This is a genomic window from Deltaproteobacteria bacterium (assembly GCA_029860075.1).
Lineage (GTDB): Bacteria > Desulfobacterota > JADFVX01 > JADFVX01 > JADFVX01 > JAOUBX01.
In genome coordinates, this window is the sequence record JAOUBX010000001.1 from 42028 (window position 1) to 67069 (window position 25042).

24 protein-coding genes are annotated in these 25042 nt (G+C 39.6%); all 24 read left to right on the forward strand.

Annotated elements, in window-relative coordinates:
• Positions 1-26 precede the first annotated feature (26 nt).
• The 24 genes from OEV42_00190 (at position 27) to OEV42_00305 (ending at position 25021) form a co-directional block, all read left to right on the forward strand.
• A complete protein-coding gene (locus OEV42_00190; GenBank protein ID MDH3972667.1) occupies positions 27-2096 on the forward strand; it encodes a tetratricopeptide repeat protein in 2070 nt (689 codons plus the stop codon).
• The gene (locus tag OEV42_00195; protein MDH3972668.1) at positions 2083-3063 is read left to right on the forward strand and encodes a glycosyltransferase family 2 protein; all 981 of its coding nucleotides are present in this window, start codon (positions 2083-2085) and stop codon (positions 3061-3063) included. The genes OEV42_00190 and OEV42_00195 overlap by 14 nt, the downstream gene beginning before the upstream one ends.
• Positions 3063-4238, forward strand: a complete 1176-nt coding sequence (locus OEV42_00200; GenBank protein ID MDH3972669.1) for a glycosyltransferase family 4 protein — start codon at positions 3063-3065, stop codon at positions 4236-4238. Before OEV42_00195 ends, OEV42_00200 begins: the two co-directional genes overlap by 1 nt.
• Positions 4235-5323, forward strand: coding sequence for a radical SAM protein (locus tag OEV42_00205; GenBank protein MDH3972670.1), 1089 nt, complete (start codon positions 4235-4237; stop codon positions 5321-5323). The genes OEV42_00200 and OEV42_00205 overlap by 4 nt, the downstream gene beginning before the upstream one ends.
• A 44-nt stretch (positions 5324-5367) precedes the next feature.
• Complete coding sequence (locus tag OEV42_00210; GenBank protein ID MDH3972671.1) at positions 5368-5628, forward strand: hypothetical protein; 261 nt, start codon at positions 5368-5370, stop codon at positions 5626-5628.
• 191 nt (positions 5629-5819) lie between these two features.
• On the forward strand, positions 5820-6524 hold the full coding sequence (locus OEV42_00215) for a winged helix-turn-helix transcriptional regulator (protein MDH3972672.1): 705 nt from the start codon (positions 5820-5822) through the stop codon (positions 6522-6524).
• A 49-nt stretch (positions 6525-6573) separates the two neighbouring features.
• A complete protein-coding gene (locus tag OEV42_00220) occupies positions 6574-7104 on the forward strand; it encodes an HAD family hydrolase (protein ID MDH3972673.1) in 531 nt (176 codons plus the stop codon).
• A gap of 21 nt (positions 7105-7125) precedes the next feature.
• Positions 7126-8151: a GDP-mannose 4,6-dehydratase gene (locus OEV42_00225; protein MDH3972674.1), complete on the forward strand. Its 1026-nt coding sequence runs from the start codon at positions 7126-7128 to the stop codon at positions 8149-8151.
• Positions 8152-8295: 144 nt separating this feature from the next.
• Positions 8296-8901 carry an NUDIX hydrolase gene (locus tag OEV42_00230; GenBank protein MDH3972675.1) on the forward strand — a complete coding sequence of 202 codons (606 nt, stop codon included), beginning with the start codon at positions 8296-8298 and terminating at the stop codon, positions 8899-8901.
• 57 nt (positions 8902-8958) lie between these two features.
• Positions 8959-9939: an NAD(P)-dependent oxidoreductase gene (locus OEV42_00235; protein MDH3972676.1), complete on the forward strand. Its 981-nt coding sequence runs from the start codon at positions 8959-8961 to the stop codon at positions 9937-9939.
• The gene (locus OEV42_00240; protein MDH3972677.1) at positions 9936-10694 is read left to right on the forward strand and encodes a crotonobetainyl-CoA--carnitine CoA-transferase; all 759 of its coding nucleotides are present in this window, start codon (positions 9936-9938) and stop codon (positions 10692-10694) included. Before OEV42_00235 ends, OEV42_00240 begins: the two co-directional genes overlap by 4 nt.
• Complete coding sequence (locus OEV42_00245) at positions 10691-11473, forward strand: transketolase (GenBank protein MDH3972678.1); 783 nt, start codon at positions 10691-10693, stop codon at positions 11471-11473. Before OEV42_00240 ends, OEV42_00245 begins: the two co-directional genes overlap by 4 nt.
• A 10-nt stretch (positions 11474-11483) precedes the next feature.
• The gene (locus tag OEV42_00250) at positions 11484-12317 is read left to right on the forward strand and encodes a hypothetical protein (protein ID MDH3972679.1); all 834 of its coding nucleotides are present in this window, start codon (positions 11484-11486) and stop codon (positions 12315-12317) included.
• A gap of 98 nt (positions 12318-12415) precedes the next feature.
• Entirely contained in the window at positions 12416-13828 is a 1413-nt protein-coding gene (locus OEV42_00255; GenBank protein MDH3972680.1) for a sulfotransferase, read from the forward strand.
• 8 nt (positions 13829-13836) lie between these two features.
• Positions 13837-14355 carry an adenylyl-sulfate kinase gene (locus OEV42_00260; protein MDH3972681.1) on the forward strand — a complete coding sequence of 173 codons (519 nt, stop codon included), beginning with the start codon at positions 13837-13839 and terminating at the stop codon, positions 14353-14355.
• Positions 14356-14374: 19 nt separating this feature from the next.
• Positions 14375-15154, forward strand: a complete 780-nt coding sequence (locus OEV42_00265; GenBank protein MDH3972682.1) for a methyltransferase domain-containing protein — start codon at positions 14375-14377, stop codon at positions 15152-15154.
• A 4-nt stretch (positions 15155-15158) separates the two neighbouring features.
• On the forward strand, positions 15159-17510 hold the full coding sequence (locus tag OEV42_00270; protein ID MDH3972683.1) for a PEP-utilizing enzyme: 2352 nt from the start codon (positions 15159-15161) through the stop codon (positions 17508-17510).
• A gap of 23 nt (positions 17511-17533) precedes the next feature.
• Positions 17534-18133 (forward strand): gamma-glutamyl-gamma-aminobutyrate hydrolase family protein, encoded by a 600-nt coding sequence (locus OEV42_00275; GenBank protein MDH3972684.1) that lies wholly within the window; start codon positions 17534-17536, stop codon positions 18131-18133.
• Positions 18134-18142: 9 nt separating this feature from the next.
• Entirely contained in the window at positions 18143-18880 is a 738-nt protein-coding gene (locus tag OEV42_00280) for a phosphocholine cytidylyltransferase family protein (GenBank protein ID MDH3972685.1), read from the forward strand.
• Between the two features lie 164 nt (positions 18881-19044).
• Positions 19045-20082, forward strand: a complete 1038-nt coding sequence (locus tag OEV42_00285) for an FkbM family methyltransferase (GenBank protein ID MDH3972686.1) — start codon at positions 19045-19047, stop codon at positions 20080-20082.
• 41 nt (positions 20083-20123) lie between these two features.
• Positions 20124-21101 carry an NAD-dependent epimerase/dehydratase family protein gene (locus tag OEV42_00290; protein ID MDH3972687.1) on the forward strand — a complete coding sequence of 326 codons (978 nt, stop codon included), beginning with the start codon at positions 20124-20126 and terminating at the stop codon, positions 21099-21101.
• Positions 21098-22030, forward strand: coding sequence for a class I SAM-dependent methyltransferase (locus OEV42_00295; protein MDH3972688.1), 933 nt, complete (start codon positions 21098-21100; stop codon positions 22028-22030). The genes OEV42_00290 and OEV42_00295 overlap by 4 nt, the downstream gene beginning before the upstream one ends.
• An 18-nt stretch (positions 22031-22048) precedes the next feature.
• A complete protein-coding gene (locus OEV42_00300; protein ID MDH3972689.1) occupies positions 22049-23035 on the forward strand; it encodes an NAD-dependent epimerase/dehydratase family protein in 987 nt (328 codons plus the stop codon).
• A gap of 27 nt (positions 23036-23062) precedes the next feature.
• A complete protein-coding gene (locus tag OEV42_00305; protein MDH3972690.1) occupies positions 23063-25021 on the forward strand; it encodes a radical SAM protein in 1959 nt (652 codons plus the stop codon).
• The last annotated feature ends 21 nt before the right edge of the window (positions 25022-25042 follow it).

The following is a 25042-nucleotide window of genomic DNA, read 5'->3' on the forward strand; positions in this document are numbered from 1 at the left end:
AAACCGGTTTTAAAAGGGGTTAATAAATGACTAATCCAGGTGCAGAAAGCAGGAAGCATGATAAGCTTATCTTCCTTTTTGTTTCTTTTGCCGCTTTTTTTATCGCTGTCTTTCCCATCGCAAATTATGATCTCTTTTGGCATCTGGCTTTTGGTAAAGTTCAGTTTTTAGAAAAAGCCTATTTATCTACAGAAATATTTTCCCATACGAGAAATGGTCAGCCCTGGTTTAATCACACCTGGCTGACGGGCTTGACTTTTTATATTGTTTATTCCTTCACCGGTTATAAGGGCTTAATTTTAATGAAGGCGCTATTGATTTTCGGTATTGCCCTTATGATGACGAAAGTGCTGAATGACAGGGGCCATCATAAAGGCGTTATAATTACATTAATTCTTTTGATGCTTTTATCGAGCCTTTTCAGGTATCTGGAACGCCCTCATCTGATTACTTACTTTTTTCTTACGCTTACCTATTTTATTTTAGAGCGATATGTTCGGGGAATAAAGGGTCCCAAAATACTTTTTTTGCTGCCTTTCATTGGTCTTCTTTGGGTTAATTTTCATTCCGGTGTTGTTTTTGGTCCCTTTCTTGTTTCTCTTTTCATTTTAGCGGAAGCCCTCAGGCAAATCCTTGTGGAGAGGACTTTGTTCAGTATAGAAATATTGAGGAGAGTAAAATGGCTGTTATTGGGCTTGTTTGGGCTGCTGGCAGGTTCCCTGGTCAATCCTAACGGCATTAAACCCTATAGCCAGTGGCTTGGCATGGGGGGCAAGCTTGATTTACAGGGGGTATCGGTTAATTATATGGCCGCCATGGGAACGGAATTTCTTCCTCCCGCCTTTCAGGAATTTCCTCTTTTCTGGTTTTCTCTCACGGCCATTTTTTTATTGGTAATTTTTTATTATAAAAGGATTGATATTGTCGATATGGCTGTGGCCCTGCCGTTTCTCATCCTTGCCCTTAGATACAACCGTGCTATTGGCATGTTCAATATTTTTATGCTCCCATTTTTTGCATCCCTTCTTGAGGGGTTTGTAAGGACAAGTAAAGTGGGCAAAAAGATAGCAGGTTTTTTCCTGATCCTGCTGCTGGGGCTCACCCTGCATTTAAAGTTTTTTGAAGATATGGGGAAATACCGTTTTGCTTTTGGGCTGAATGAAGATTATACGCCTGTTGATAGTGCAAAGTTTATTTCAAATAACGATCTTCCGGGGAATATGTTTAATACGGAAGCGCTCGGTGGATACCTTGAATGGATCTTCTATCCCGGGAGGATGGTCTTTTATGATAACAGGACAACCATTTTTGGGCAGCTTTATGAGGAGATGCATAAGCCGGGCTTTATGGAAAAGTATAATGTTAATTATGGCATTGTCATGAGGAGCCAGTTTCCACCGGAGATTCTTTTTCCTGAAAAGAACTGGGCTCTCATTTTCTGGGATCAATGCTGTTCAATATATTTAAAAAGGGTCCCTCAAAATGCCGAACTAATTGAAAGATACAGCATCAGATATTTCAGGCCAACCTTGAATTTAAAAGCGGCGGTAAGGCGTGCAAAAAGAGAGGGTGCATCTAAAAAGATCATTAAAGAAATGGAAACGCACCTTCATTATGTGGATAACTTAAATGCTTTTGTCGCTCTTGCAGAACTTTATGAAGAAACAGGGAAAAGTGAAAAAGAAAAAACCGCTTTTTTTATGGAGGGACTTAAAAGGTGGCCTGACTCTCCTGCCGTACCCCTTGTTCTTGCCAATAGTTTTTACAGGGCAGGTAAAAACAAGGTTGCCAAAAAGTATTATAATGAGGTTATAAAAAAAGGGGGAGGCGATGCCTATGTTTACCTTAACCTGGGTTATATTGCATACGATGAAGGTTTTTTAAAAGAGGCTGAGGCCAACTTTATGAGGTCTTTAAGGTATGATAGCGATTTTGACTCTCCTTATTATGGTCTTGGAATTGTCTATGAAAAGAGTGGCAAGTTAAAAAAAGCTGTTAAATATTTACAGGAATATGTTAAAAGAAGTCATGATATGAGGTGGAAAACAATTGCCGGGAATAAATTAAAAGAATTAAAAAAGAATGAAAAAAACTAAAAGCAAACAGAGAATAAGTGTCGTTATTCCACTTTATAATGAGGAAGATAACGTTAATCCTCTTTACAGGCAAGTGACGGAGTCACTGGATGGGGGTTTTTCGGAATATGAAATCATATTTGTCGATGATGGCAGCACGGATAAGACATTCGGTCTTTTGAAGGAGGTTGGCTCACAGGATTCCCGTGTCAAGGTGATATCATTCAGACGTAACTTTGGTCAGACTGCCGCTATGGCAGCGGGCTTTGATTATGCAAAGGGGGACGTTATTGTGCCCATGGATGGTGATCTTCAGAATGATCCCGGCGACATTCCGACACTTGTTGCGAAAATAGAAGAAGGATACGATGTGGTCAGTGGCTGGCGGAAATCCAGGAAAGATCCATTCATCAGCAGGAAGCTCCCGTCGATGATTGCTAACAGACTAATATCGAAAATCACAGGTGTGGCATTGCATGATTATGGTTGTTCTTTAAAGGCCTACAGGCATGAAGTCATTGAGAACCTAAGGCTCTATGGTGAAATGCACCGCTTTATTCCTGCTCTCGCAAGCTGGGCGGGAGCAAAAGTGACTGAAGTTCCCGTCAATCATTTACCGAGGCGGTTTGGTAAGAGCAAGTATGGCATATCGAGAACATTCAAGGTGATTTTAGATCTTATAGCGGTAAAGTTTCTTCTCAGTTACTCAACTATGCCCACAAGGCTTTTCGGCAAACTCGGGTTTAGCGCATTTGCCTTCAGTTTTTTTTCATTTGGATTAACCCTGTATATGAAGTTTTTTGACGGGCTAAGCATGAACAGGAACCCTCTCTTCCTGTTGTCGGTACTCATTTTTTTTATGGGGGTTCAGTTTATTTCTATCGGTCTTATTGCGGAGATAAATGTGCGCACCTACCATGAATCGCAGGGAAAGCCCATATATGTGATTAAAGAAACCATGGGTGTAACGTCAGGCGCGGATTCATAGTGAATATTCTTTTTCTGGCCCCTCAGCCTTTTATGGAAAAACGAGGTACTCCCCTGGCCGTGTTTCAGGTTCTCAAGGCGCTTGGAGAGCTTGGTCACAGCATCGATCTGGTTACCTATCATTTAGGCGAAGACCGGCGCATAGAGGGAGTAAAACACTTTAGAACGCCTTCCTTTCCCTTTATTAAAAAGGTTAAAAAAGGGCAGTCCCTTGCCAAAGTTTTCCTTGATGTTTTTGTCTTTATCAAAGCATTAAATTTACTGAAAAAAAACAGCTACGACTGTATTCATGCCGTAGAAGAGGCAGCTACAATGGGGATATTTCTTAAAGGTTTCTATAATAAGCCCCTTATATACGACATGGATTCAAGTATGCCGGATCAGTTGAGGGATTCAACGTCCCCATTCTGGAGCAACGGCGCCCTTCTTCGGTTAGTCGGTTTTTTTGAAAAAAAGACGATTGGACATGCGGATTTGGTTCTGGCTGTTTGCAAGGCTCTCATGGAGAAGGTTCATTTGGTTTTTCCGGACAAACCGGTTGTGCTTTTGGAGGATATTCCTAATGTGGAACCTTTTGATCCCTCCATGAAAGATAAGGTTGAACATTTAAAGACTCAACTGGGTCTAACAAAAAACAAGGTCATTTTGTATACGGGGACCTTCGAATCATACCAGGGTATTGATCTTTTATTGGCCTCTGTTGCAAATATAGTAACCGACTTTCCCCGGGTAAAGTTGGTATTGGTCGGAGGAGATGGTGATCAGGTCGGTGAAAAATCAAGTATTGTCAAATCTATGGGGATTGAAAGGAATGTTTTGATTCTGGGAAAAAGGCCTCTTGAAGAGATGCCGCTCTTCATGGAGATGGCCGACTTGCTTGTTTCGCCCCGGAACAAGGGGACAAACACCCCCATGAAGATATATACTTATCTGCAGTCAGGAAAGCCGGTTGTTGCCACCAGGATGCTTACTCATACCCAGGTTTTGACTGATGATGTGGCCATACTTGTCAATGCGGACCATAAAAGCTTTTCCAGGGGCATAATGAGGGTGCTTAAAGATAGTGAACTGGGAGAGCGTATTGGAAGGGCCGGTAAAAAGCTGGTTCAAGAAAATTACAGTTACGGCAGTTTCAAAAAGAAAGTGGAGAAGGCCTACGGTCTAATAAAGAAATGAAAAAGAAAGTCAGGCAATCCGTTAATATTATGAAGTTTGTATGTGGCGGCATTAAGCCCACTGCGGGGCCCCTTAAAGTCCAGTGGGATGTGCTTTGGCGCTGCAATTCCAAATGTCTTACCTGTGACCGGTGGCAAGAGAAAGAGGGCCGGGAGATCATGCCTTTTGAAAGAGAGAAAAGGCTGCTCGAAGAATTGGCTGCCCTGGGAACGTTCAGTGTTGCCTTTTCAGGCGGTGAGCCTTTTCTAAGAAAAGATATGTGTGATTTGATTAAATTTGCCAAAGGCCTGGGGCTTACGGTGAGTCTGAACAGTAATGCGCTTTTGATCAAGGAAAGTCTTGCTGAGAAAATAATCGATTCCAATCTCGATATGATCTATTTTTCGCTTGATGGCGGAAGGGCGGAGACCAACGATTACATCAGGGGAATAAAGGGCGGCTTTGAAAAAACCTTTAAAGCTGTTAAGTTATTGCGCGAGAAAAGAAATGAAAAGCCGAAGATCTTTATTAATTGCACGGTAAATAATAAAAATGTTTCCGAGCTGCCGGAACTTGTAAGGGCTTGCTGTGAGGCCGGCGTAGACGGCATAACGATTCAGCCTGCCCATAGCTGTGATGAGATGGGTTTTTATATGCCTGACGAACTTAAATTGAGCCATGAAAATATCCCCCTTTTCAACAGAGAGTTGGGTAAGCTCATGAGAGATTATAGCCATCTTTTTCCCATGATGGAGGACTATTTCAAATACTTTGGCACTTTCATAGAAAACCCTGCGGAACTTTATAAGTTTCGCTGTGTTGCCGCCTATACAACAGTTCAGATCCACCCCAATGGCGATGTTTATTCCTGTCCCGTTGCCTTTGAGAAAATGGGGAGCCTGATGGATGCGTCTTTTAAGGAGGTTTGGTTCTCTCAAAAAGCTGATGATCTCAGGAGAAAGGTTAAGAAAGGTGATCATCCCATGTGCTGGTTCACCTGTGTTGCGCCGGTCAACATATTCCTTTCTTATTTTCATCCTCTAAGGTTATACAAGCTTATGAATCCGAAACTGATGAGTCATATATTGTATAAGATGGGCGGATAATTCCGTATTGTGAACCATTTTAAAATAGTAAATGAAGGGGTATTATGAAAGACAGATCGCCCTTGATAACTATTCTCAGGATGATTGGCAAATTATTGCCAGGTGATTACTTAAAAACCTTATTCTACCTGAACTTCATCCATAAACCGCGAAAGTTCCTTCGCAACGGCATTAACAGTTTCTATCGTATTGATCACATTTACGAAGTTATTTCCGAGTTTACAAAAAACTGTGAAGGTTTTTTTTCCATAAGAACGAACTTTCTTACAGGAAAAATTTTTTGTCTCTTTCTTCCGAACCGGTAAGATACCGGACTAATGATTCGGCCCTTCCCTGATAACTCATCACTTGTCGCGTTCATTATCAACTTTACCGTTTCGGCAGAGTAAGGGTAATAGTGTGTTTATTCCCGAAAACTCATTAGCCAACTATACAATTCATTTCAGTCGTTTTTTGAGTGTGATGGAATTGCAGGGAAAGTAAAAAGTCAATTTACTTGAATGACAGCCGGATCAGCATAATCGAATCACTTTATTCTGTTGACTTTGGGTCGAGATATATTTATTATGTTCATAATATGAACAGTAAAAATAACAATGAAACTTCCTATCGCTATCTCCAACTTCTTGAAGAAATATCAAAAGATGAACCCTTGTCCCAGAGGGACTTGAGCAAAAGGCTCGGTATAGCAGTAGGGCTTGTTAATTCCTATATAAAAAACTTCGTTACTAAAGGTTATCTAAGGGTTAAAGCTTTCCCCAAAAATCGCTACAAATATCTTCTTACCCCAAAAGGGCTGACGGAAAAAACGCGGCTTACCTACCAGCATCTTCATTATTTTACAAATCTATATACAACAGTCAGGAAGGATTTTAGAAAGATTTTTCTTGAAATGGATAAAGAAGGGGTGCGGAAGGTATTATTTTGCGGCGTTGATGAGGTTGCTGAAATTGCCTACTTGTCTATGCAGGAAACACCACTGGAACTGGTGGGGGTGGTTGACAATGAGGGGGTGGGGCAGGTTTTTTTTAATCATGAGGTGGGGCCGCTAAATATAATAAATGCTATTGAAAAAGATAAAATTCTCGTTACTTCTTTGAAGAGAAGTAACGCTCTGGTTAGTTCTTTGGAAAAAAATGGCATAGATAGGGGAATAATAAGTTATTTAGGGTTAGATGTTGAAGATTTGTTGTCTGAATGATAATTTTCTATCCCTTTGATGGTCTTTTAAAATAAAATGAATTAAAATTATGACAAAAAAGGCAGCAGTTTTTTTGGATCGTGATGGTGTTATTAATAAAAAAATGCCGGAAGATGATTATGTTAAAGAATGGGAGGAATTCATTTTTTTACCCGGTGTTTTTGAGGCTGTAAGCAATATTAAGGGTAAAGGTTATTTAATTATTATTATTACAAATCAACGGTGTATAGCCAGGAATATAATTGATGAAGATACATTGAGGGGAATCCATGAAAAAATGGTAAGTGAAATACAAAAGCATGGTGGTCATATTGATTCCATTTATTTCTGCCCCCATAATATTGATGATAATTGTAAGTGCAGAAAACCTGAAATAGGCATGATTTCCAATGCACTAGCCGATTTTAAAAAGGTGGATATAGAGATTGACCTTGAAAAGAGTTATATGGTTGGTGATTCTGAAAAGGATATAAAGGCAGGTAACTCAGCAGGCGTTAAAACAATAAGAATTGGCAAAAAAATAAGTATCGCGGATTTTGCAAGCAACTCCCTGTTAGATGCCGTTAAATTTTTGCAATAACAATATTTTAAGAGGAACCAAATGAAGGGTGATAAGAATAAAAGAGCTTTAATAACCGGAGTTTCGGGGATGGTTGGTTCGCACCTTGCCGATTACCTGCTTGAGCATACCGATTGGGACATACACGGTATGTGTCGCTGGCGAAGCCCCCAGGACAATCTTATGCACCTCCTTGATCGAGCCAACGAGGGAGACCGTCTTTTTTTTCATTATGGTGATCTAAGGGACTATATATCTTTACAAAATGTCGTAGAAGAGGTGAAGCCGGATTTTGTTTTTCACCTGGCTGCCCAGAGTTATCCACAGACCAGTTTTACCTCCCCTCTTGATACGATGGATACAAACATACAGGGGACGGAGCGGTTACTGGAAGCATTAAGGCGTTGTCCGGGTCTGGACCCGGTAATACATGTATGTTCATCTTCGGAAGTATATGGCCGTGTACCAAAGGAGAAACTGCCAATAAATGAAGAGTGTACTTTTCATCCTGCTTCTCCTTATGCCATTTCCAAGGTGGGAACAGACCTGATCGGCAGGTATCATGCCGAGGCCTATGGGCAGCAGGTTATGGTTACCAGAATGTTTACTCATACGGGCCCAAGGCGTGGAGATGTTTTTGCCGAATCTACTTTTGCAAAACAGATTGCAATGATTGAAGCCGGGAAGATTCCACCGGTAATCAAGGTAGGAAACCTGGACTCTTTACGAACATGGTCTGATGTGAGGGATGCTGTTCGGGCTTATTATATGCTTGTTACGGTGAATCCGAATCCTGGTGAATCCTATAATATCGGGGGCGTGTATTCCTGTGCCGTTAGAGAAATGCTTGATTTTCTGATTTCCATCTCTACTTATAAGGGGATTGAGGTTGAAACAGATCCTGCCAGGTTGCGTCCCATAGATGCAGACCTGCAGGTACCGGATACTGCTAAATTTGAAAATCATACGGGATGGAAGCCTGAAATCCCCTTTGAAAAAACAATGCAGGATTTGCTCGATTACTGGCGATCTCGGGTCAACTCCGGTGAAAGTTTTTTAACGAGGTAATTGTCCTGGAAACAGCAGTTGGATCATGGTTTCTCGCGCAAGTGCTTGATTTCACCGCACTTCCAAAAAATGCCCGCTCAGGCAATGGGTGAAGCCAGGATTTTTTGAAAGCGCTGTGAAAGCAACAGGTCACGCTGTAAATTCATGTCCAACTGCCTTTTTCCAGGTGATGAGTCAGGCAGGGGACTTGCCGGTAATTGGAGAGACTCTATGGATTCAAGGTTGACGAGAGCAGCATGCACTGATCTTCAGCCTGTTGAAGATATATATTCGAATGAATGGTTTACCGTTCGAAATCGTGGCGGATATTTTACGGTAGAGAACAGATTGCCGCAAGTTATGATATTACCCATTATTGGGGATAGTAGTGTTGTTATGATAAGAGTAAGGCGCCCGGTGTTGGATGATTGCCCCCTTGAATTGCCTGCAGGCGGGATGCTTGCAGGAGAAGCACCTGAGGATGGTGCTGCGAGAGAGCTTGCAGAAGAGACGGGTATCGTTATATCTGATAAATCTCGCTTTATTCCCATGCCGCCGCTTTCTGTCTCTCCAAATCGAAATCCTAATTTGATTTATGTATTCAGGGTGCATCTCAGTGAAAAGGAATATGAGAAAAGGCTGCCACATGATGAAGAAGTTGAGGGAATTGTATCTCTTGGCATTGATGATGTGAAAAAGAAGATTTGTAGTGGTGAAATTTACGTAACGACACCTGTTGCGGTCATCAGTTCCTATCTTTTCAGGGGCTAAAAAAAACGCCAAAATTAATTATTTAAGATATGAAAATGTTTCCTTCGAAAGAAAAGGATGTACCTAGACGATAAAAAGGTTTTTCTTGCCGGCGCTACCGGGTTGGCTGGAACCGCCATCATGCAGAGCATACTGAACAATCATCCCGGAGCAAGAGTAAGGGCGGCATATTATTCGAATACTGCTCCTTTTTTTGAGCATGAACGAGTGGAATATGTTCAAGGTGATCTGAAATCTCTTGATGATTGCAGGCGGATGGCAAAAGGGTGTGATGGTGCGATTATGTCGGCGGCTTTTACTGCCGGTTCGGGAATATTGACATCTGAGCCCTGGAAATATGTGAATGAAAATGTCATTATGAATTCCCGCATGTTGGAGGCTTTTCACCTTGAAGGTGTTAATCGGATTATCTTTATTAGTACTGCTTCGCTGTACCAGGAATTTGACGGACAGATTAAAGAGGATGAACTTGATCTAAACAAGGACCCTCATTCGGCCTATTATGGCGTTGGCTGGGTTAATAGATATATTGAGAAAATATGTAAATTCTGGCATACAAATTACGCAATGGAGGTAATTGTTGCGCGGGCTGCCAATATTTTTGGCCCCTATGCCAGGTTTGATCCAAAAACATCAAACTTTATTCCGGCTATTATCCGTAAGGCAGCAGACAAGATGGACCCATTTGAAGTATGGGGAAGTTCTGATGTGACAAGGGATGTTATCTATTCTGATGATTTTGCAAGGGCAATTATGTTGATGCTGGATAATGATAGAATAAAGTTTGATATTTTCAATGTTGGTTCCGGTCTTCGTACAACCGTAGGAGAGGTTATTCAATGGGCGCTGCAGTATTCCGGACATTCACCATCAAAGATCGAATATGTTTCAGATAGACCGACGACAATAAACTTTAGAGGTCTTGATTGCAGCAAAGCGAAGAAGGCGCTTGGCTGGGAGCCTGTTATGACGGTTGAAGAAGGCGTTAAAAAAACTACCGAATGGTGGATAAAAAACAGGAGTTGGTGGAAAAAATGAAGACTGAAAAACATGATGCAATAGTTCTTTCCAGTACAGATGAAAAGGAGGTATTGAAGCATTTTATTGGCCGATTTAAAGATGCGCCATTGCCTGATGATGAAATTCTTCCAAATCTGGGGCTTTTTCTAAGTTCAAAAAATCTTTCCAGAATTCTTTTCTTCTACGAGATTTACAAAAAAATTATAAATAATCATGGTATTATTGCTGAATTTGGCGTCAGATGGGGCCAGACCCTTTCTCTGATGTCTGCCCTGCGAGGCATATTTGAGCCTTTTAACCGGCATAGAAAAATTGTCGGCTTTGATACCTTTGAGGGTTTTATCGGGATGGCTGAAGAAGATGGAGAAAAATGCAAGTGCAGTGATGGATCATTTTCTGTCTCACCGGGGTATGAGAATTATCTGGACTCAATTCTGGATATGCAGGAGAAACTTAACCCCATGGCACATTTGAAAAGATATGAGCTGGTAAAGGGAAATGCTGTTGAAACCATTCCTGCCTATCTTGAAAGGCACCCTGAGACAATTATTTCACTGGCTATTTTTGATTTTGATATATATGCGCCGACCAGGGCTGCCCTGGATGCAATCAAACCACATATTTGCAAGGGAAGCATCCTGGTTTTTGACGAGCTTTGCGATGATATATTTCCCGGTGAAACTGTTGCTTTGCGGGAAACGTTGGGCTTGAATAATGTTCGGGTTCAGAGGTTTCCCATGACATCAAGAATATCTTATATAGAGGTAGAATGAAACAGGAGTGTAAAGACATAAGGAGAGAGATACTTAAAATCTCAAATGCAAGCGGCCATGGTCATATTCCCACATGTTTTTCAATTGTGGAAATAATGTATGCCGTGTATGGAAGGATGAATCATGATCCGAAAAATCCCCATTGGGAAGGAAGGGATATATTTCTTCTCAGTAAAGGTCACGCTTCATTGGGACATTATTCGGTTCTTGCCAAATTCGGATATTTCGATATAGAAAGGGTGTACTCATTCGGAAACTTTATGTCTGACTTTGGCTGTCATGCAGACAGGTTTAAGGTTCCCGGTGCAGAAGCGTCAACAGGATCTTTGGGGCATGGGATAGGAATTGCCGTTGGTATTGCCCTCGCTTTTAAGTTAAAAAAACAGGATAGAAAGGTCTTTGTAGTTATTGGTGATGGTGAATCCAACGAAGGAACCGTTTGGGAAGCGATAATGGTTGCTGTGAACCTTAACTTAAACAACTTGACAATAATCTATGATAACAATATGTCTCACGGTAGAGGACTTCAAATTACCGGGCCTGCTGATCGCTTCAAAGCTTTTGGTTGTCATGTTTGGGAGGTAAATGGTCATGACCTTGGTCAGCTTGAAGATGAAATTGACCAACAAAGTGAGAACGTTAAAGTTATAGTCGCAAATACGGTTAAGGGCTATGGTTGTAAAACGTTAGTTGAAAATCAATATGAGTGGCACAGAAAGTCGCCCGGTGATGAAGAACTTGAAAAATTGTTGAGGGAGCTCGATGAGGAAACAGTTTAAAAATACCATAATGGATCTATCCTTGACGGATGAAAATATTGTAATGATTCTGGGGGATGTGAGTGTTTATCTTTTTAACGAATTTAATACAAAATATCCTGACCGGTTTTACAATATGGGCATATGCGAAAATACGCTTATCAGCGTTGCTGCCGGTCTGGGTTCGCAGGGTCTTACTCCCTTTGTTCATACCATTGCTCCTTTTATAACGGAAAGGAGTTTTGAACAGATTAAACTGGATTTTTGTTACAACGGGTTTGGGGGGAATATTGTTTCCTGTGGCGCATCCTTTGATTATGCATGGGACGGCGCGACACACCATTGTTATACCGATCTGGCCATATTGAGATTGTTACCCGGGATGGAGGTGCTTCAGCCAGGGTCACAAAAGGAACTGGATATTCTGCTTAGAAGCCGGTACAACAATGGCAAACCGACTTACTTCAGGCTTTCAGACCATCCTCATGACATAGATGCCCCTGTTGAATTCGGTAAGGGTTGTGTAATAAAAGATTCCGGAGCGGATTTGACCGTTGTTACGGCTGGTCCGGTCCTTGGGAATGTATTAGAGGCCTGCAAGGACCTTAATGTTAACCTTATCTATTTTAATACAATCAAGCCGATCGATAGAAAAATAATTTCACAATTTAAAAATACAAAAATGTTGGTTATCCATGATGCATTTGGGCTTTATGAGGCGCTTTGTGCAATCCCGGATCTGACCGTTTCTTACCACGGTTTACCCGATGAATTCTGTAGCTGGTATGGGACATTGCATGATATTAGGGAGAAGATAGGGTTGGATGTTAAATCAATAAAAGCTACTATAAATAGTAAACTATAAAAATGAATAATATGTCATCTATGAGTAAATGGATTACTTATGAATCCATTTTTTATTCGGGACTGCTTCCTTATCTATGACATTATGAGAATTAATTTATGAATATTTCAACTAATGTATCAGTTTTAGCAGTTCAGAATTATGGACCCAGTGGCACCTTGCTATTACAGAGCCTCCTGGATGGACATCCCAATATACTTTCTTTCCCCACTGTTTATATTCATAATTTTTTTTACTTTTGGGATAAACATGGAGATGAGAGTACAGACTCCCTGATTAATTCCTTCATTGATGAATATAATTTCTGGTTTCACCCTGAAGGTGCTGTAAAGGCATTGGGCCTGCATCAAATGGGAGAGAATATGGATGAGACAATTTATGTTTCCGAGGAGATTTTCAAAAATACACTAAGTCATATAGTCGGCAGGGATGAGCATCCTTCTCGAAAGTCATTTTTTATTGCAATTTATTTTTCTTATGCAAAAGCTTTAGGCCGTAAAATAGATGAACCTGTTGTTTTAGTCTTTCCTATCCATAATTTACCTAGATTACATGCAAAATATTTAATTGAAGATTTTCCAAATGCCAAGTTTGTTCATATGATCAGGGAGCCGATCCAGTTGATCGTTTCTTCATTTAAACATGTTACACAAAATTATCTTCCTGCCAATCCGGCTGAGTGTGCCTATTCACAAATGTTGAATGACTATATTAAACAATGGGGTTGGCCAAATAAGCGTTTTGTATATGGATACAAACCTTACTTCAATGAACATGAAAGATTTTCAAAAGCTGTAAAACTGGAAGATATTCATACTAATCCGGAAATAGTTTTAAAAACTATCTGTGAATGGCTTGATATTCCATGGCACAAGTGTCTTCTCACTAGCACCTTCAATGGAAAAAAGTGGTGGAATAGACCTGGATGTCCCAGGATATCAGGTTTCGGCTTGCAAGCTATCAAGAAAAAAACCGATGATGTAATCAGTGAGTTTGATAAATATCGATTGTATGGCTTAATGAGTAAAAAGTATAAAATATGGGGCTATCAGTACCCTGAGCTATGCAGTAATATTTTTTTTCAGATGGCTTTACCCTTTTTAATTTTAATTCCATTCAAAGCTGAAGGAAGTTTTCTCAAATATAGATTTATTTATACTCCCATAGGTTTATACAAACAAATTATTGTGGCAATGACTAAGAGACTTAAAAAAAATCAGCTGCCATTGGGAATTGGAAATATAATTCATTTTGCCGGGAAATTTTTTGATTCTATTAATGTTATTTTTGAACCTGCATCAAAAAGTTCACTTTGGCACTATCTTAAAAAATTTATGGTGATTATGGGCTTTACTTTATTTGTACCCGTTTTTTTATTGATATTGCTTAAAGATACCCTGATGGTACGCTACTGGCTCTATCGAGGGTGGTTTGTTAACTTGCCGAAGAAAAGGTCTGAGGTCAGGCTATTATATGATGATGTTCTAAAAATAAATATTCAAGAAAAGTGAATTGAAGAATGAAGTTTGGGACAGTGTATTGGGTAACAGGTCTTGCCGGTTCAGGTAAAACAACTATCGGTAAATCTTTTTATGGTAAATTAAAAGACCAAAAGCCTAATGTTATTTTTTTAGATGGAGATACTTTGAGAGGTGTATTCGGTAATAATGCCGGGCATTCTCTTGATGATCGGAGAGAGCTTGCAATGAGTTATGCCAGACTGTGCAAGATGATCTCTGATCAGGGGATAGATGTTATTTGCGCTACCATGTCTCTTTTCAAGGAAGTTCATAAGTTTAATAGAGACAATATTGCCCACTATTATGAAGTTTTTATAGAGTGTGATATGGATGAACTGATAAGACGCGATCAAAAGGGGATTTATTCAAAAGCTATCAAGGGTGATATGAAGGATGTAATAGGAGTTAACCTCCCTTATGATAAACCGGAGGATTGTGACCTGGTAATTGATAATACGGTACAGGACAGATTGAATGAAAAAGTGGGCAAAATTACAGAATTAATTGCTAAGATTTAACGTATAAAGGAGATGAAAGATGAGCCAAAAATTAGTTGAAAAACACTGGGATTATTCTCTTCATGCAAAATATTATGAATTCAGGCCCAATTACAGTGATAGGGCGATTGATGTGCTTGCAAATTATGTGGGCGCTAGTAAGGGTGATGATTACTGTGTGGCAGATATTGGAGCCGGTACAGGTAATCTGAGTATTATGCTCCTCGCCCGTGGTTTTAATGTGACGGCTGTTGAGCCCAATGATGAAATGAGAAATATAGGGATTGAGAGAACAGGTCAATCTGGAAATATTGAATGGATTAAAGCAAGTGGTATTGATACAACCCTGAATGATAACTCCTTTGATTGGGTAACATTTGGAAGCAGTTTTAATGTAATAGACAGGAATCTTGCATTGAAAGAGACCTATAGGATTTTAAAAAGCAGGGGATATTTTTCCTGTATGTGGAATCACCGTAATCTTAATGACCCGATCCAGAATAGAGCAGAAGATATTATTGTAGCATTTGTGCCCAATTATGACAGGGGGACTAGGCGTGAGGATCAACGCCCTGTCTTGGAGCAAAACAAGGATTTATTTAATGATATTTTTTATTCGGAGATTGACTTTGATGTGGATAGAACCATTGATGAATATATCAATGCATGGAGAAGCGTTAAGAATAAATATTGGGACCTTGCTACTGAAGAAGGCAATATTCTCTTCCAGAAGATAACGGATAAAATGAGGGAGGAATTGCCCCATACGTTCAAAATAAGATATACAACCCGTTCCTGGACGCTTCAGAAGGTAGTATAGTTCTATGCCCAGCTTTGTTTTTTCAACAAAAGCCAAAACGCTGGAAAGTTTATCCCTGCTGGTTAGCAATGCGAAAGTTCTACCTATTTACAGGTTTACTGTAGCTGAATTTTCTGCCCATAAAAAGGGTGTTATTAATGCAATTCAAAAGAATTTTGAGCAAGAACTTCTGATTGTTCGTTCATCTCACAAAAATGAAGACAGCCTTGAAACATCAAATGCCGGTCATTTCAAAACAGTTCTGGATGTTGCTAAGAGCAACGAGGTAAGCCTCACAAGCTCTATTGAGGAGGTTATTGCTTCTTACGAAATCTGTGATGTGAATGATGAAGTTCTGGTCCAACCCATGCTCCGCGATATAAAAATATCAGGTGTCGTTTTTACCTCTGATATTGATACCTTGGCGCCTTATTACATCATCAACTATGATGTCAGTGGAAAGAGTGATACTGTTGCTAGTGGCCTGGAGGGGGACCTTAAGACCTTTATCTGCTACAAGGAGTCCCCTGTTGAATGTAACAATAATGATCTTAAAAAGGTTTGCAATGCCTGCAAGGAGTTAGAGGAAATTACAGGTAACGCCCATCTCGATATAGAGTTTGCAGTAGATGGAAAAGGCGACCTGTACATCTTTCAATGCAGACCTATAGCAATAAAAAACAAAGAAGACTTGTCACAGATTGATCTGGCAGATTCCTTGTTAAAGATCCATAAAAAAATCAAAAAACTCTCCTTCCCTCATCCTAATCTGCTGGGAGACAAGGCAATGTTTGGAGTCATGCCGGACTGGAATCCTGCGGAAATTATCGGAGTGAAGCCTAAGCAACTTTCCTTATCTTTGTATAAGGAGCTTGTAACGGATAGTGTGTGGGCTTATCAGAGGGACAACTATGGTTATAGAAACCTGCGTTCCCATCCCCTGTTGATTTCATTTCTGGGAATGCCTTACATTGATGTGAGGGTAGATTTTAATTCTTTTATTCCTAAAAATTTAAATGAAAAAATTGCAAAAAAATTATTTGCCTATTACATGAGTAAACTCGATGCCATGCCGACTCATCACGATAAGGTGGAATTTGAAGTTGTCCATTCCTGTTATTACCTTAATTTACCTGACAGATTGAGGGAGTTATTGGATTACGGATTTAATGAAAACGAGATCAAAAGGATAGAATTTTCTCTACTAAATATCACAAACGACATTATTTGTCCGGAGCATGGACTCTATAAACGAGACTTGGAAAAAATAGAGATCCTGAAGAAAAAGTATGACACCATCATCGAATCAGACCTCCCCCTAATCGAAAAGATATATTGGTTGGTTGAAGACTGTAAAAGGTTTGGCACATTGCCATTTGCCGGAGTTGCAAGGGCGGCATTTATTGGAATCCAGTTTTTGCAGTCATTCGTTGACTTGGGGATTATGACTATCTCAGAGTATGATGTTTTCATGAATTCATTAAATACAGTTGCAAAAAAATTAAATGCTGATTTGTGCAAACTGGCAGGAAAAGGCATGTCCAGGAAAGAATTTCTTGAGCAGTATGGGCATCTGAGACCTAATACCTATGATATTCTGTCTCTGAGATATGATGAAAATTTTGAACATTATTTTTCTGATGCCAAGATTGTGCAAAATAAAGTGGAAACCTTTGAATTTAGTGTGGGGCAGCTTGAAAGGATCAATACGGCATTGGTTGAAAGTGGGCTCATGATAGATGCTGATAGATTGATCAGATTTATCAAAGAGGCGGTTGAGGGGAGAGAATACGCAAAATTCATATTTACCAAATCACTGAGTGAAATATTGAGACAAATAAAGGTCTTGGGGGAGAAGGTTGGTATGAAGAGAGAAAAATTAGTCCACCTTGATATCAAGACAATACTTAACCTGTATGCAACTCTTGACCATCGTGATGTTAATGATGGCCTTTTAATGGATATAGAAAAAAATAAGGAAGCATTCAACTATACAAAGGCGGTTAAGCTGCCTACCCTCATTAGGGGGGCTGATGATATTTATGCATTCTTTCTGGAAGATGAAGAACCTAATTTCATTACCCTTAAAATGGTGGAAGCTTATATAGTCATGGAAGATGAACTAAGAACTGGAAATCTTGAAAATAGGATTGCTTTTATAAAATCGGCAGATCCAGGATATGACTACCTGTTTTCAAAAAATATTGCCGGGTTGGTAACCCAGTTTGGAGGCGCGAATTCTCATATGGCAATACGATGTGCAGAGCTTGGAATCCCTGCTGTTATAGGAGCCGGCGAAAAGAAATTCAACCGGTGGTCCAAAGCTGGAATGCTGGCGTTGGATTGCGCAAACAGGCAAGTGCGAATAATATTATGAAGCGTATAGCCATAACGCAGCGTTTGATTGAAAATGACAGTTATTATGAGGTCAGAGATGCCCTTGATGTAAGATGGGCTCAGTTACTGGGAAAACTTGGATGGCTTCCAGTAATTCTTCCAACAGCCTTTGACTTTGGAGAATATTTTCGATCATTTAAAATTGATGGAGTTGTACTTAGCGGGGGAAATGATCTTGCTCTACATTCGGACAGCAGTTTGTCCCGGAAGAGAGATGCCTTTGAAATGGGAATTATTAAATTTGCGCTAAATAATGATATTCCTGTTTTTGGAATTTGCAGAGGGATGCAGATATTGGCCCAATATTTTAACTGTACATTTAAAAAAATAGATGGGCATGTTGGTAGTAGGCATAAATTGGTTAATTCGGACAGATCGAGATATAAGGATGATTTAGCTAAATTGAATGAAGTGAATTCATTTCATAATTACGGCATAGACATTGTACATGATGATTTGATTGTATCTGCAAGGAGTGAAGATGATGCAGTAGAAGCAATTGAACATAAGCATTATAAGGTGTTTGGGCAAATGTGGCACAGCGAAAGGGAAACCCCTTTTTCTGATGTTGAACTGAATATAATAAGTAAATTTTTTAACTGAGGGATTTCTATGAAGGGGGTAATACTTGCTGCCGGAAGAGGTAGCCGGATGAAGGATGAGACCGATAATAAGCCTAAATGTTTGGCAAAACTAGGAGGAAAGCCGCTCATTCAATGGCAGATAGAGTCAATGAAGGAGGGGCAAATTGAGGAGATAGGTATTGTACGGGGGTACATGTCCCATATGCTTGACGGCTATGGAGATAAACATTTTGAGAACCACAGATGGTCAGAGACCAATATGGTAATGTCATTGACCTGTGCGGAAGAATGGTTGGATAACGGCACCTGTATAGTTAGCTACTCTGATATCGTATATTCTGCTGATACTATTTCTTTATTGTCGAAAAAAGAAGGTGATATAGTGATTACTTATGATAAAGAATGGTTAAAGTTATGGCAGAAACGATTTGAAAATCCATTATCGGATGCAGAAACATTTCGTATTGATAAAAGAGGAGTTTTAGTTGAAATTGGTAATAGAGCAAAAAGTCTTGATGAGATTGAAGGGCAGTATATGGGTCTTCTAAAATTTACTTCCAGAGGGTGGCAACAGGTAAAAGGTTATCTATCTACTTTAAATCAGGAAGAATGCGACAGGCTTGATATGACGGGTCTGCTAAACAGATTAATAGAAAGAAAAATCATTATAGACACAGTGCCCATAAATGAATGGTGGTATGAAGTAGATAGTGAAAAGGATTTGAAAATATATAACTCTTTATTGAATGAAAGGGATTGCAATTGATAACCCATTTTCTCATGGAATGCTTGTTTAACATTTTAGTTGGTATGTTACATTACATTGTATGAGAGAAGTTGCCCGTTTGGGTATTTAATAAATAAAAGAAGTGATTGTCACGAAAGTTACTTTATGAACGTTAATTTTACCTGATTTATAAAGGTTTATTCATGTCAGACTACATCATTTCAAAGCTTATTTTAGATACACTGTTAGAGAGTGAAAAAATATCGGTTATTGATTGTGGCGCCAGAGGTGGGGGGGAACGGCAATGGTCATCATTAACCAATAATATGATTCTTTATGGCTTTGATCCTGATAAAGATGAATGCGATCACCTAAATGAGCAAGCCAAGAATAAGGGGCTTGATCATTTTTATTACCCTTTATGCCTTGCCGAAAATAATGATAAAAATCGTGATTTTTATATTGCAAAGTGTTGTGATTCAAGTTCCCTGTATCCGCCGAATGAGGAGTTGTTAAAGAGATTCAAACAAAGTGTCTGGGGAAAAACTGTTTATACCTTTGATTCACTTAAAACAGATAAAATTGAGAAGGTTAGCACAACGAGTCTGGATATATGGGCTGAGGAAAATAATATTAAAGAGGTAGATTTCATCAAACTTGATGTTCAGGGTGCAGAGCTTGAAGTTCTTAAAGGAGGAAAAAAACTATTAAAATCTACCTTAGGTTTGAATATAGAGGTTTGGTTTCTTCCTCTTTACAGGGGGATACCTCTGTTTAGTGATATCGATTCTTTTGTTCGCAGTGAGGATTTTGATTTTTATTCAATGCATACTTATACTTCCGGTCAATTTGTTGGCAGAAAGTCATCTCCCGTTATGTTTGACAGGGTTAATACTTTTTGGGAACAGCAACTGGCAGGGCAATTAGTGACTACAGATGCATTCTTTTTAAAAGATCCCATTCAAAGGGCGATACCCTCTATGGATAATAATAAAATTTTAAAATTATCCTGTATTGCAGAAATAAGCGAGCAGATAGAGTATGCTTTTGAGCTTTTATCTTATTTGAAAAAGAAGCTGGATGTAGAGGGTGAAGATAAAAAATCAAGACTTGTTAATGATATTTATCGTATAGCTGCTAAAAAATATGGCAGGAAAAAAAAGATCATATATTTGAAAAAAGACTTGGAAAACAGAGTGTTCCAGCCAATAAAAAAAATGAAAAAGAGATTTTTGGGTTAGATGAGATCAGTAATCATTAATGGAATAGAGACAAGTTAACGTTGTTCTATAAAGGGAAAAGAGTTCTGGTCACTGGCGGGACCGGTTTTGTCGGCCTCCATATTGTTTTGGAATTGTTAAAGCAGGGAGCGAAAGTTCGAGTTCCCCTTCATAATCGCCCTCTGATTATTCAAGATGAAAATATTGAGATAATCAGCGTTGATTTGTCAGATCAAAATGGTTGTCTGAAGGCAGCAGATGGTGTTGATTATGTTTTTCATGCTGCCGGCGCGGTCGCTGGAGTTGGTCTTGCTGCCAATGGTTCAATGGCTGCGATTACAACGAACCTTATCCTGACCTCACAAATGTTGCAGGCCTCATGGACAGCCAGAGTAAAACGGTTTTTACTTTTTAGCAGCAGCACAGGATACCCTGTGACCGACCATCCGGTTCAAGAAGATGAAATGTGGAGTGGTCCGACTCACCCAAACTACTTTGGTTACGGTTGGATGCGAAGGTATTTTGAGAGGCTGGGCGAATTTGTCGCATCCAGTTCGGATCTCCAAATATCAATTATAAGGCCTACGGCTGTATATGGGCAATATGATAATTTTGACCCTTTAACGAGCCATGTCATTCCTGCTCTCATCAGAAAGGCGGTTGAAAGGCAAACACCTTATGAAGTCTGGGGCAGTGGTGAAGAGGCAAGAGATTTTCTGCATGTGAGTGATTTGGCAAGAGGCTGCCTCCTCATGTTGGAGAAAAACCCTGCATGTGATCCTGTTAACATTGGTTATGGTCAGGCTGTTAAGATTAAAGATATTGTCCATATGATTTTAAAAGCTGCCGGACATAATCAGGTTGAGGTCATATTTAATCAATCAAAGCCGACAACTATACCGGTAAGAGCTGTTAATACTGATAAGGCGAGAACATTGCTTGGCTTTGAGCCGCAAGTTTCTCTTGAAGATGGTTTAAGGGATACGCTTTACTGGTATGCTAAAAAGGAAAAATATAACCTGACTGAGATTTCTAAATGAAAAAAGAAAGAATAACAGAAGAGGATTTTGAACGAATGTTTGACTGTGGGAAAAATGATTTTCCTCCTGGGTTTTCATCGCGTCTTGCTACAGTTAATACGGTCTATCGGGAAGCGGAAAGAGAAGATATTGAAGAATATACTCTTGATCTTTTAAAAAGAATTCAATCTCCCCAAATTACCAGGACAAAGGAAGAAAACCTCCAGGCTTTTGAAAAAGGCTGGGGAGAAAACCTGGAAGCATTGAAAATAAAAGGTGTCACGTCGGAAAGTCTTAAGCCCGGGTACTTTCGCCCCTCAAACTATCTTCGCTACAGGAAGAATCTTATTATCCCCGATAACCCTCATATAGAGTATGATCTGTTTAACCTTGCCCGGGAGGTGATATTTACAAAATATCTATCTCCTTATGAAACCATATGTGAGATAGGCTGCGGAAGCTGTCAAAATCTGTTTATGCTTAGTGAACTTTACCCTGAGAAAAAACTGATTGGTCTTGACTGGACATTATCTTCATCTGAAATTGCCGGATTGCTTTCCAAAACATTGAAAAGAGATATTGAAGGTCACCTTTTTGATATGATGGAACCAGAGTCGGACCTGTCTATTAAACCTGCCGGCGCCATAATAACCATTCATGCCATGGAGCAGGTAGGGACTAATTATGGAAACCTGCTATCTTTTATTCTGAATGCAAAGCCAGCTATCGTTTTACACTATGAACCGATTCTCGACTTTTATGATGAGAACAACCTTCTTGATTTCCTTGCCTTAAGTTACTGCAAAAAAAGAAATTATCTGTCCGGTTATTTGACTGCATTAAAAGCGCTGGAAAAAGAAGGGGAAATTGAAATTATTGAGGCACGAAGGCCATATCTCGGGGGAGTCGTTCATGAGGCTTCACTTGTCATATGGAGGCCAAAAGGATAATTATCTGTGAAGGTAAGAATGATTAGTGAAAAAATATTAAAAAGCTTTTCTTCTAAAAAGGTTCTGGTTACGGGTGGCACCGGTTTAATCGGGAGACAGGTTGTTGATATCCTGGTTTCTACCGGTGCTGACGTAAGGATTGTGTCGCTTGATAAAATTAATGTCAATGATAAAGCCGAACATATTTTTGGAGATTTAACCCATTTTGATTTCTGTAAAGAAGTAACAAAGGGAATTGACTGTACTTTTCATATTGCCGGCATAGGGGCATCTGTTCAGGCAACCGTTAATCATCCGGCGAGCCATTTTGTCCCCCATCTGATGATGAATACTAATGTCCTGGAAGCAAGCCGACTAAATGGCATCGAAAAACTTGTCTATACGAGCAGCATAGGCGCCTATGCCAGCGCTGAAGTATTTGTTGAATCTGATTATTCGATTGATTCCAAACCCATGGATTTTGCAGGCTGGGCAAAAAGAATGGCTGAAATGCAGGTTGATGCTTACAAGAAAGAGTATGGTTTAAAAGGTTATTCCATTGTCAGGCCGGCTAATGTTTTTGGGCCCGGTGATAACTTTGATCCCGTAAACGCCCTGGTCATTCCATCTCTCATAAGCAGGATTCACAGGGGGGACAATCCACTCGTTGTCTGGGGAGATGGATCAGCAATAAGAGATTTTGTCTATAGCCGTGATTGTGCAGAAGGGATTATTCTTGCCCTTTACCATGGCACGGGTGATGGTTTTATGAATCTCGGCAGTGGAAAAGGCTATTCCATAGGTGAACTTGTTGAAACTCTTCACCATATTATCGATTTCAATTATGTATTCGACCCTGAAAAACCCTCAGGCTATCCGAAGAGAGTAATGGATATTTCTCTTGCCAGAGAAAAAATTGGTTATCAACCAACAACGACCTTGGCAGAGGGCTTAAAAGCGACATGGGAGTGGTATTGTAAACACCGGGACGAGCATAAACTGAAGATGAACTATTTTAAGGAGTAAGTTCTTTCTTTAGGGAATTAAGGTCTCATGGCTTATAAAAGAAAAATCAGGGTTGGCCTTGTCCAGATAGGGAATTCATTCTCAGGGCAGTATTATATGCCTTATTCCATCGGTTTGCTTCAGGCATATGCTCTAAAATATTTGAAAAATCCTGATGATTTTGAATTCTTACTGCCTCTATTTAAGAGAATTAGTGTTAACGACGCCTGCTCTTCTCTCCAAAAGGCAGACATAGTTTTTTTCAGCATGTATTTATGGAATACGTCCATAAGCCTGGAAATCGCCAGAATGTTGAAAAAGAAAAATCCTGATATTGTTACCGTTTTTGGAGGCCCGCAGGTACCTAGTAATGCCAAAAACCTTGAAGTATTTATGAAAAGTTCCCCATTTATTGATCTTGGATGTTTCGGAGAAGGGGAGATCCCTTTCCTTAAAACGCTTCAAAACTACGATACAAGGAAATGGGAGAATGTTCCTTCAATGGGATTTGTGGACCCAGAAAAAGGACTGGTAATTACGGAAGAGGCAGAAAGAATAATGGACCTGGATGAGATTCCATCTCCTTATCTGGATGGAGTCTTTGATCCCTTGATGAAGGTAAACCCTGATGTTAACTGGTCTATTATGTGGGAGACTAACAGAGGTTGCCCTTTCTCCTGTGCATTTTGTGCCTGGGGAGCCAATAGCAAGAATAAGCTTTACAGATACGGGATGGATCGACTAAAGAGTGAGATCGACTGGTTTGGCAAAAAAAGCATTGACTTTGTTTTTTGCTGTGATGCGAATTTCGGTATTTTGGACAGGGATATGGATATTGTAAGGTATGTAGCGTGCAGCAAGAAGACTTGTGGCTATCCCCAGGTCTTTTCTGTGCAAAACACTAAGAACTCCTCTGAGCGGATTTTTGATATGCAAAGGCTCCTTTCTGAGTATGGGCTTCAAAAAGGGGTTAATCTGGCCCTTCAAACTGTTAATGAGGAAAGTCTTGAGAGTATTAGAAGAGCTAATATTTCCAATCAGGTATTTGAAGAATTGCAGAATCTTTTTGCCAGGGAGGGTATTCCAACTTTTTCAGATATAATTTTAGGCCTTCCCAGGGAAAGCTATGAATCGTTTACAAAGGGAGTGGCAGAAGTTATAGAAAGCGGACAGTACAATAATATCCAGTTTATTAACCTGACAATCCTTGAAAATACAGAAATGGCTGATTATGAATACCAGAAAAAATATGGACTCACTTTGCAGGAGTCACGTATTATCTATCACCATGGAACGGTTGAGGTTGAGGAAATACCTGAAAAGCAGTTTCTGGTTGTCGGATCGGATTCCATGCCTAAATCAGACTGGATAAATTCAAGAGTGTACAGTTGGATTGTCTCTCTGCTTTTCTTTGATAAACTTCTCCAGATCCCCATCCTCATTCTTAACAAAGTTTACAATCTGAACTTTAAGGATATTTTTGAACTTTTTATGACAAACGATCAATCCTATCCGTTGTTTTCAGAACTTAATTCTATTTTAAGGGATAAAGCTAAAGATATTCAGAGGGGGGGAACTGAATATGTACCATCGAAAGAATGGCTAAATATATGGTGGCCCATTGATGAATACCTGTTTATTTATTTATCTTTAAATAACAAATTGGACCTTTTTTATAGGGAGGCTGAAAAGCTGATTAATGCTCTTTTGAAAGAGCAAAAAGCAGTATCCTCGGAAGATGTTATTCGTGATTGTATCGTATTGAATCGCTCCATGATTAAACAGCCTTTTATAAAAGAGGATTTGACTGTCGAATTGAGTCATAATGTGTACAGTTGTTATAGTTCCTTTTTCAAGGGTGAATTGAAAGATATTGAAAAGGGCGAATATAAATTTAAAATTAAGAGAAGTGAAGAGCAATGGTCATCATGGGAGGATTGGTTCAGGCAGCTTGTCTGGTATGGTAAAAAAAAGGGGGTATATCTGTATAATTGTGAAGAAAGTTAATTTTTTTGTAAACCCTATTGT

Excerpts from the sequence above, each read along its gene's own strand:
- OEV42_00195 (MDH3972668.1), top strand. The coding sequence starts at position 2,083 with ATGAAAAAAACTAAAAGCAAACAGAGAATAAGTGTCGTTATTCCACTT.
- OEV42_00250 (MDH3972679.1), top strand. The coding sequence starts at position 11,484 with ATGGATCTATCCTTGACGGATGAAAATATTGTAATGATTCTGGGGGAT.
- OEV42_00235 (MDH3972676.1), top strand. The coding sequence starts at position 8,959 with ATGTACCTAGACGATAAAAAGGTTTTTCTTGCCGGCGCTACCGGGTTG.
- OEV42_00300 (MDH3972689.1), top strand. The coding sequence starts at position 22,049 with ATGATTAGTGAAAAAATATTAAAAAGCTTTTCTTCTAAAAAGGTTCTG.
- OEV42_00225 (MDH3972674.1), top strand. The coding sequence starts at position 7,126 with ATGAAGGGTGATAAGAATAAAAGAGCTTTAATAACCGGAGTTTCGGGG.
- OEV42_00265 (MDH3972682.1), top strand. The coding sequence starts at position 14,375 with ATGAGCCAAAAATTAGTTGAAAAACACTGGGATTATTCTCTTCATGCA.
- OEV42_00270 (MDH3972683.1), top strand. The coding sequence starts at position 15,159 with ATGCCCAGCTTTGTTTTTTCAACAAAAGCCAAAACGCTGGAAAGTTTA.
- OEV42_00240 (MDH3972677.1), top strand. The coding sequence starts at position 9,936 with ATGAAGACTGAAAAACATGATGCAATAGTTCTTTCCAGTACAGATGAA.
- OEV42_00245 (MDH3972678.1), top strand. The coding sequence starts at position 10,691 with ATGAAACAGGAGTGTAAAGACATAAGGAGAGAGATACTTAAAATCTCA.
- OEV42_00295 (MDH3972688.1), top strand. The coding sequence starts at position 21,098 with ATGAAAAAAGAAAGAATAACAGAAGAGGATTTTGAACGAATGTTTGAC.
- OEV42_00280 (MDH3972685.1), top strand. The coding sequence starts at position 18,143 with ATGAAGGGGGTAATACTTGCTGCCGGAAGAGGTAGCCGGATGAAGGAT.
- OEV42_00255 (MDH3972680.1), top strand. The coding sequence starts at position 12,416 with ATGAATATTTCAACTAATGTATCAGTTTTAGCAGTTCAGAATTATGGA.
- OEV42_00260 (MDH3972681.1), top strand. The coding sequence starts at position 13,837 with ATGAAGTTTGGGACAGTGTATTGGGTAACAGGTCTTGCCGGTTCAGGT.
- OEV42_00210 (MDH3972671.1), top strand. The coding sequence starts at position 5,368 with ATGAAAGACAGATCGCCCTTGATAACTATTCTCAGGATGATTGGCAAA.
- OEV42_00230 (MDH3972675.1), top strand. The coding sequence starts at position 8,296 with ATGTCCAACTGCCTTTTTCCAGGTGATGAGTCAGGCAGGGGACTTGCC.
- OEV42_00190 (MDH3972667.1), top strand. The coding sequence starts at position 27 with ATGACTAATCCAGGTGCAGAAAGCAGGAAGCATGATAAGCTTATCTTC.
- OEV42_00305 (MDH3972690.1), top strand. The coding sequence starts at position 23,063 with ATGGCTTATAAAAGAAAAATCAGGGTTGGCCTTGTCCAGATAGGGAAT.
- OEV42_00205 (MDH3972670.1), top strand. The coding sequence starts at position 4,235 with ATGAAAAAGAAAGTCAGGCAATCCGTTAATATTATGAAGTTTGTATGT.
- OEV42_00285 (MDH3972686.1), top strand. The coding sequence starts at position 19,045 with ATGTCAGACTACATCATTTCAAAGCTTATTTTAGATACACTGTTAGAG.
- OEV42_00220 (MDH3972673.1), top strand. The coding sequence starts at position 6,574 with ATGACAAAAAAGGCAGCAGTTTTTTTGGATCGTGATGGTGTTATTAAT.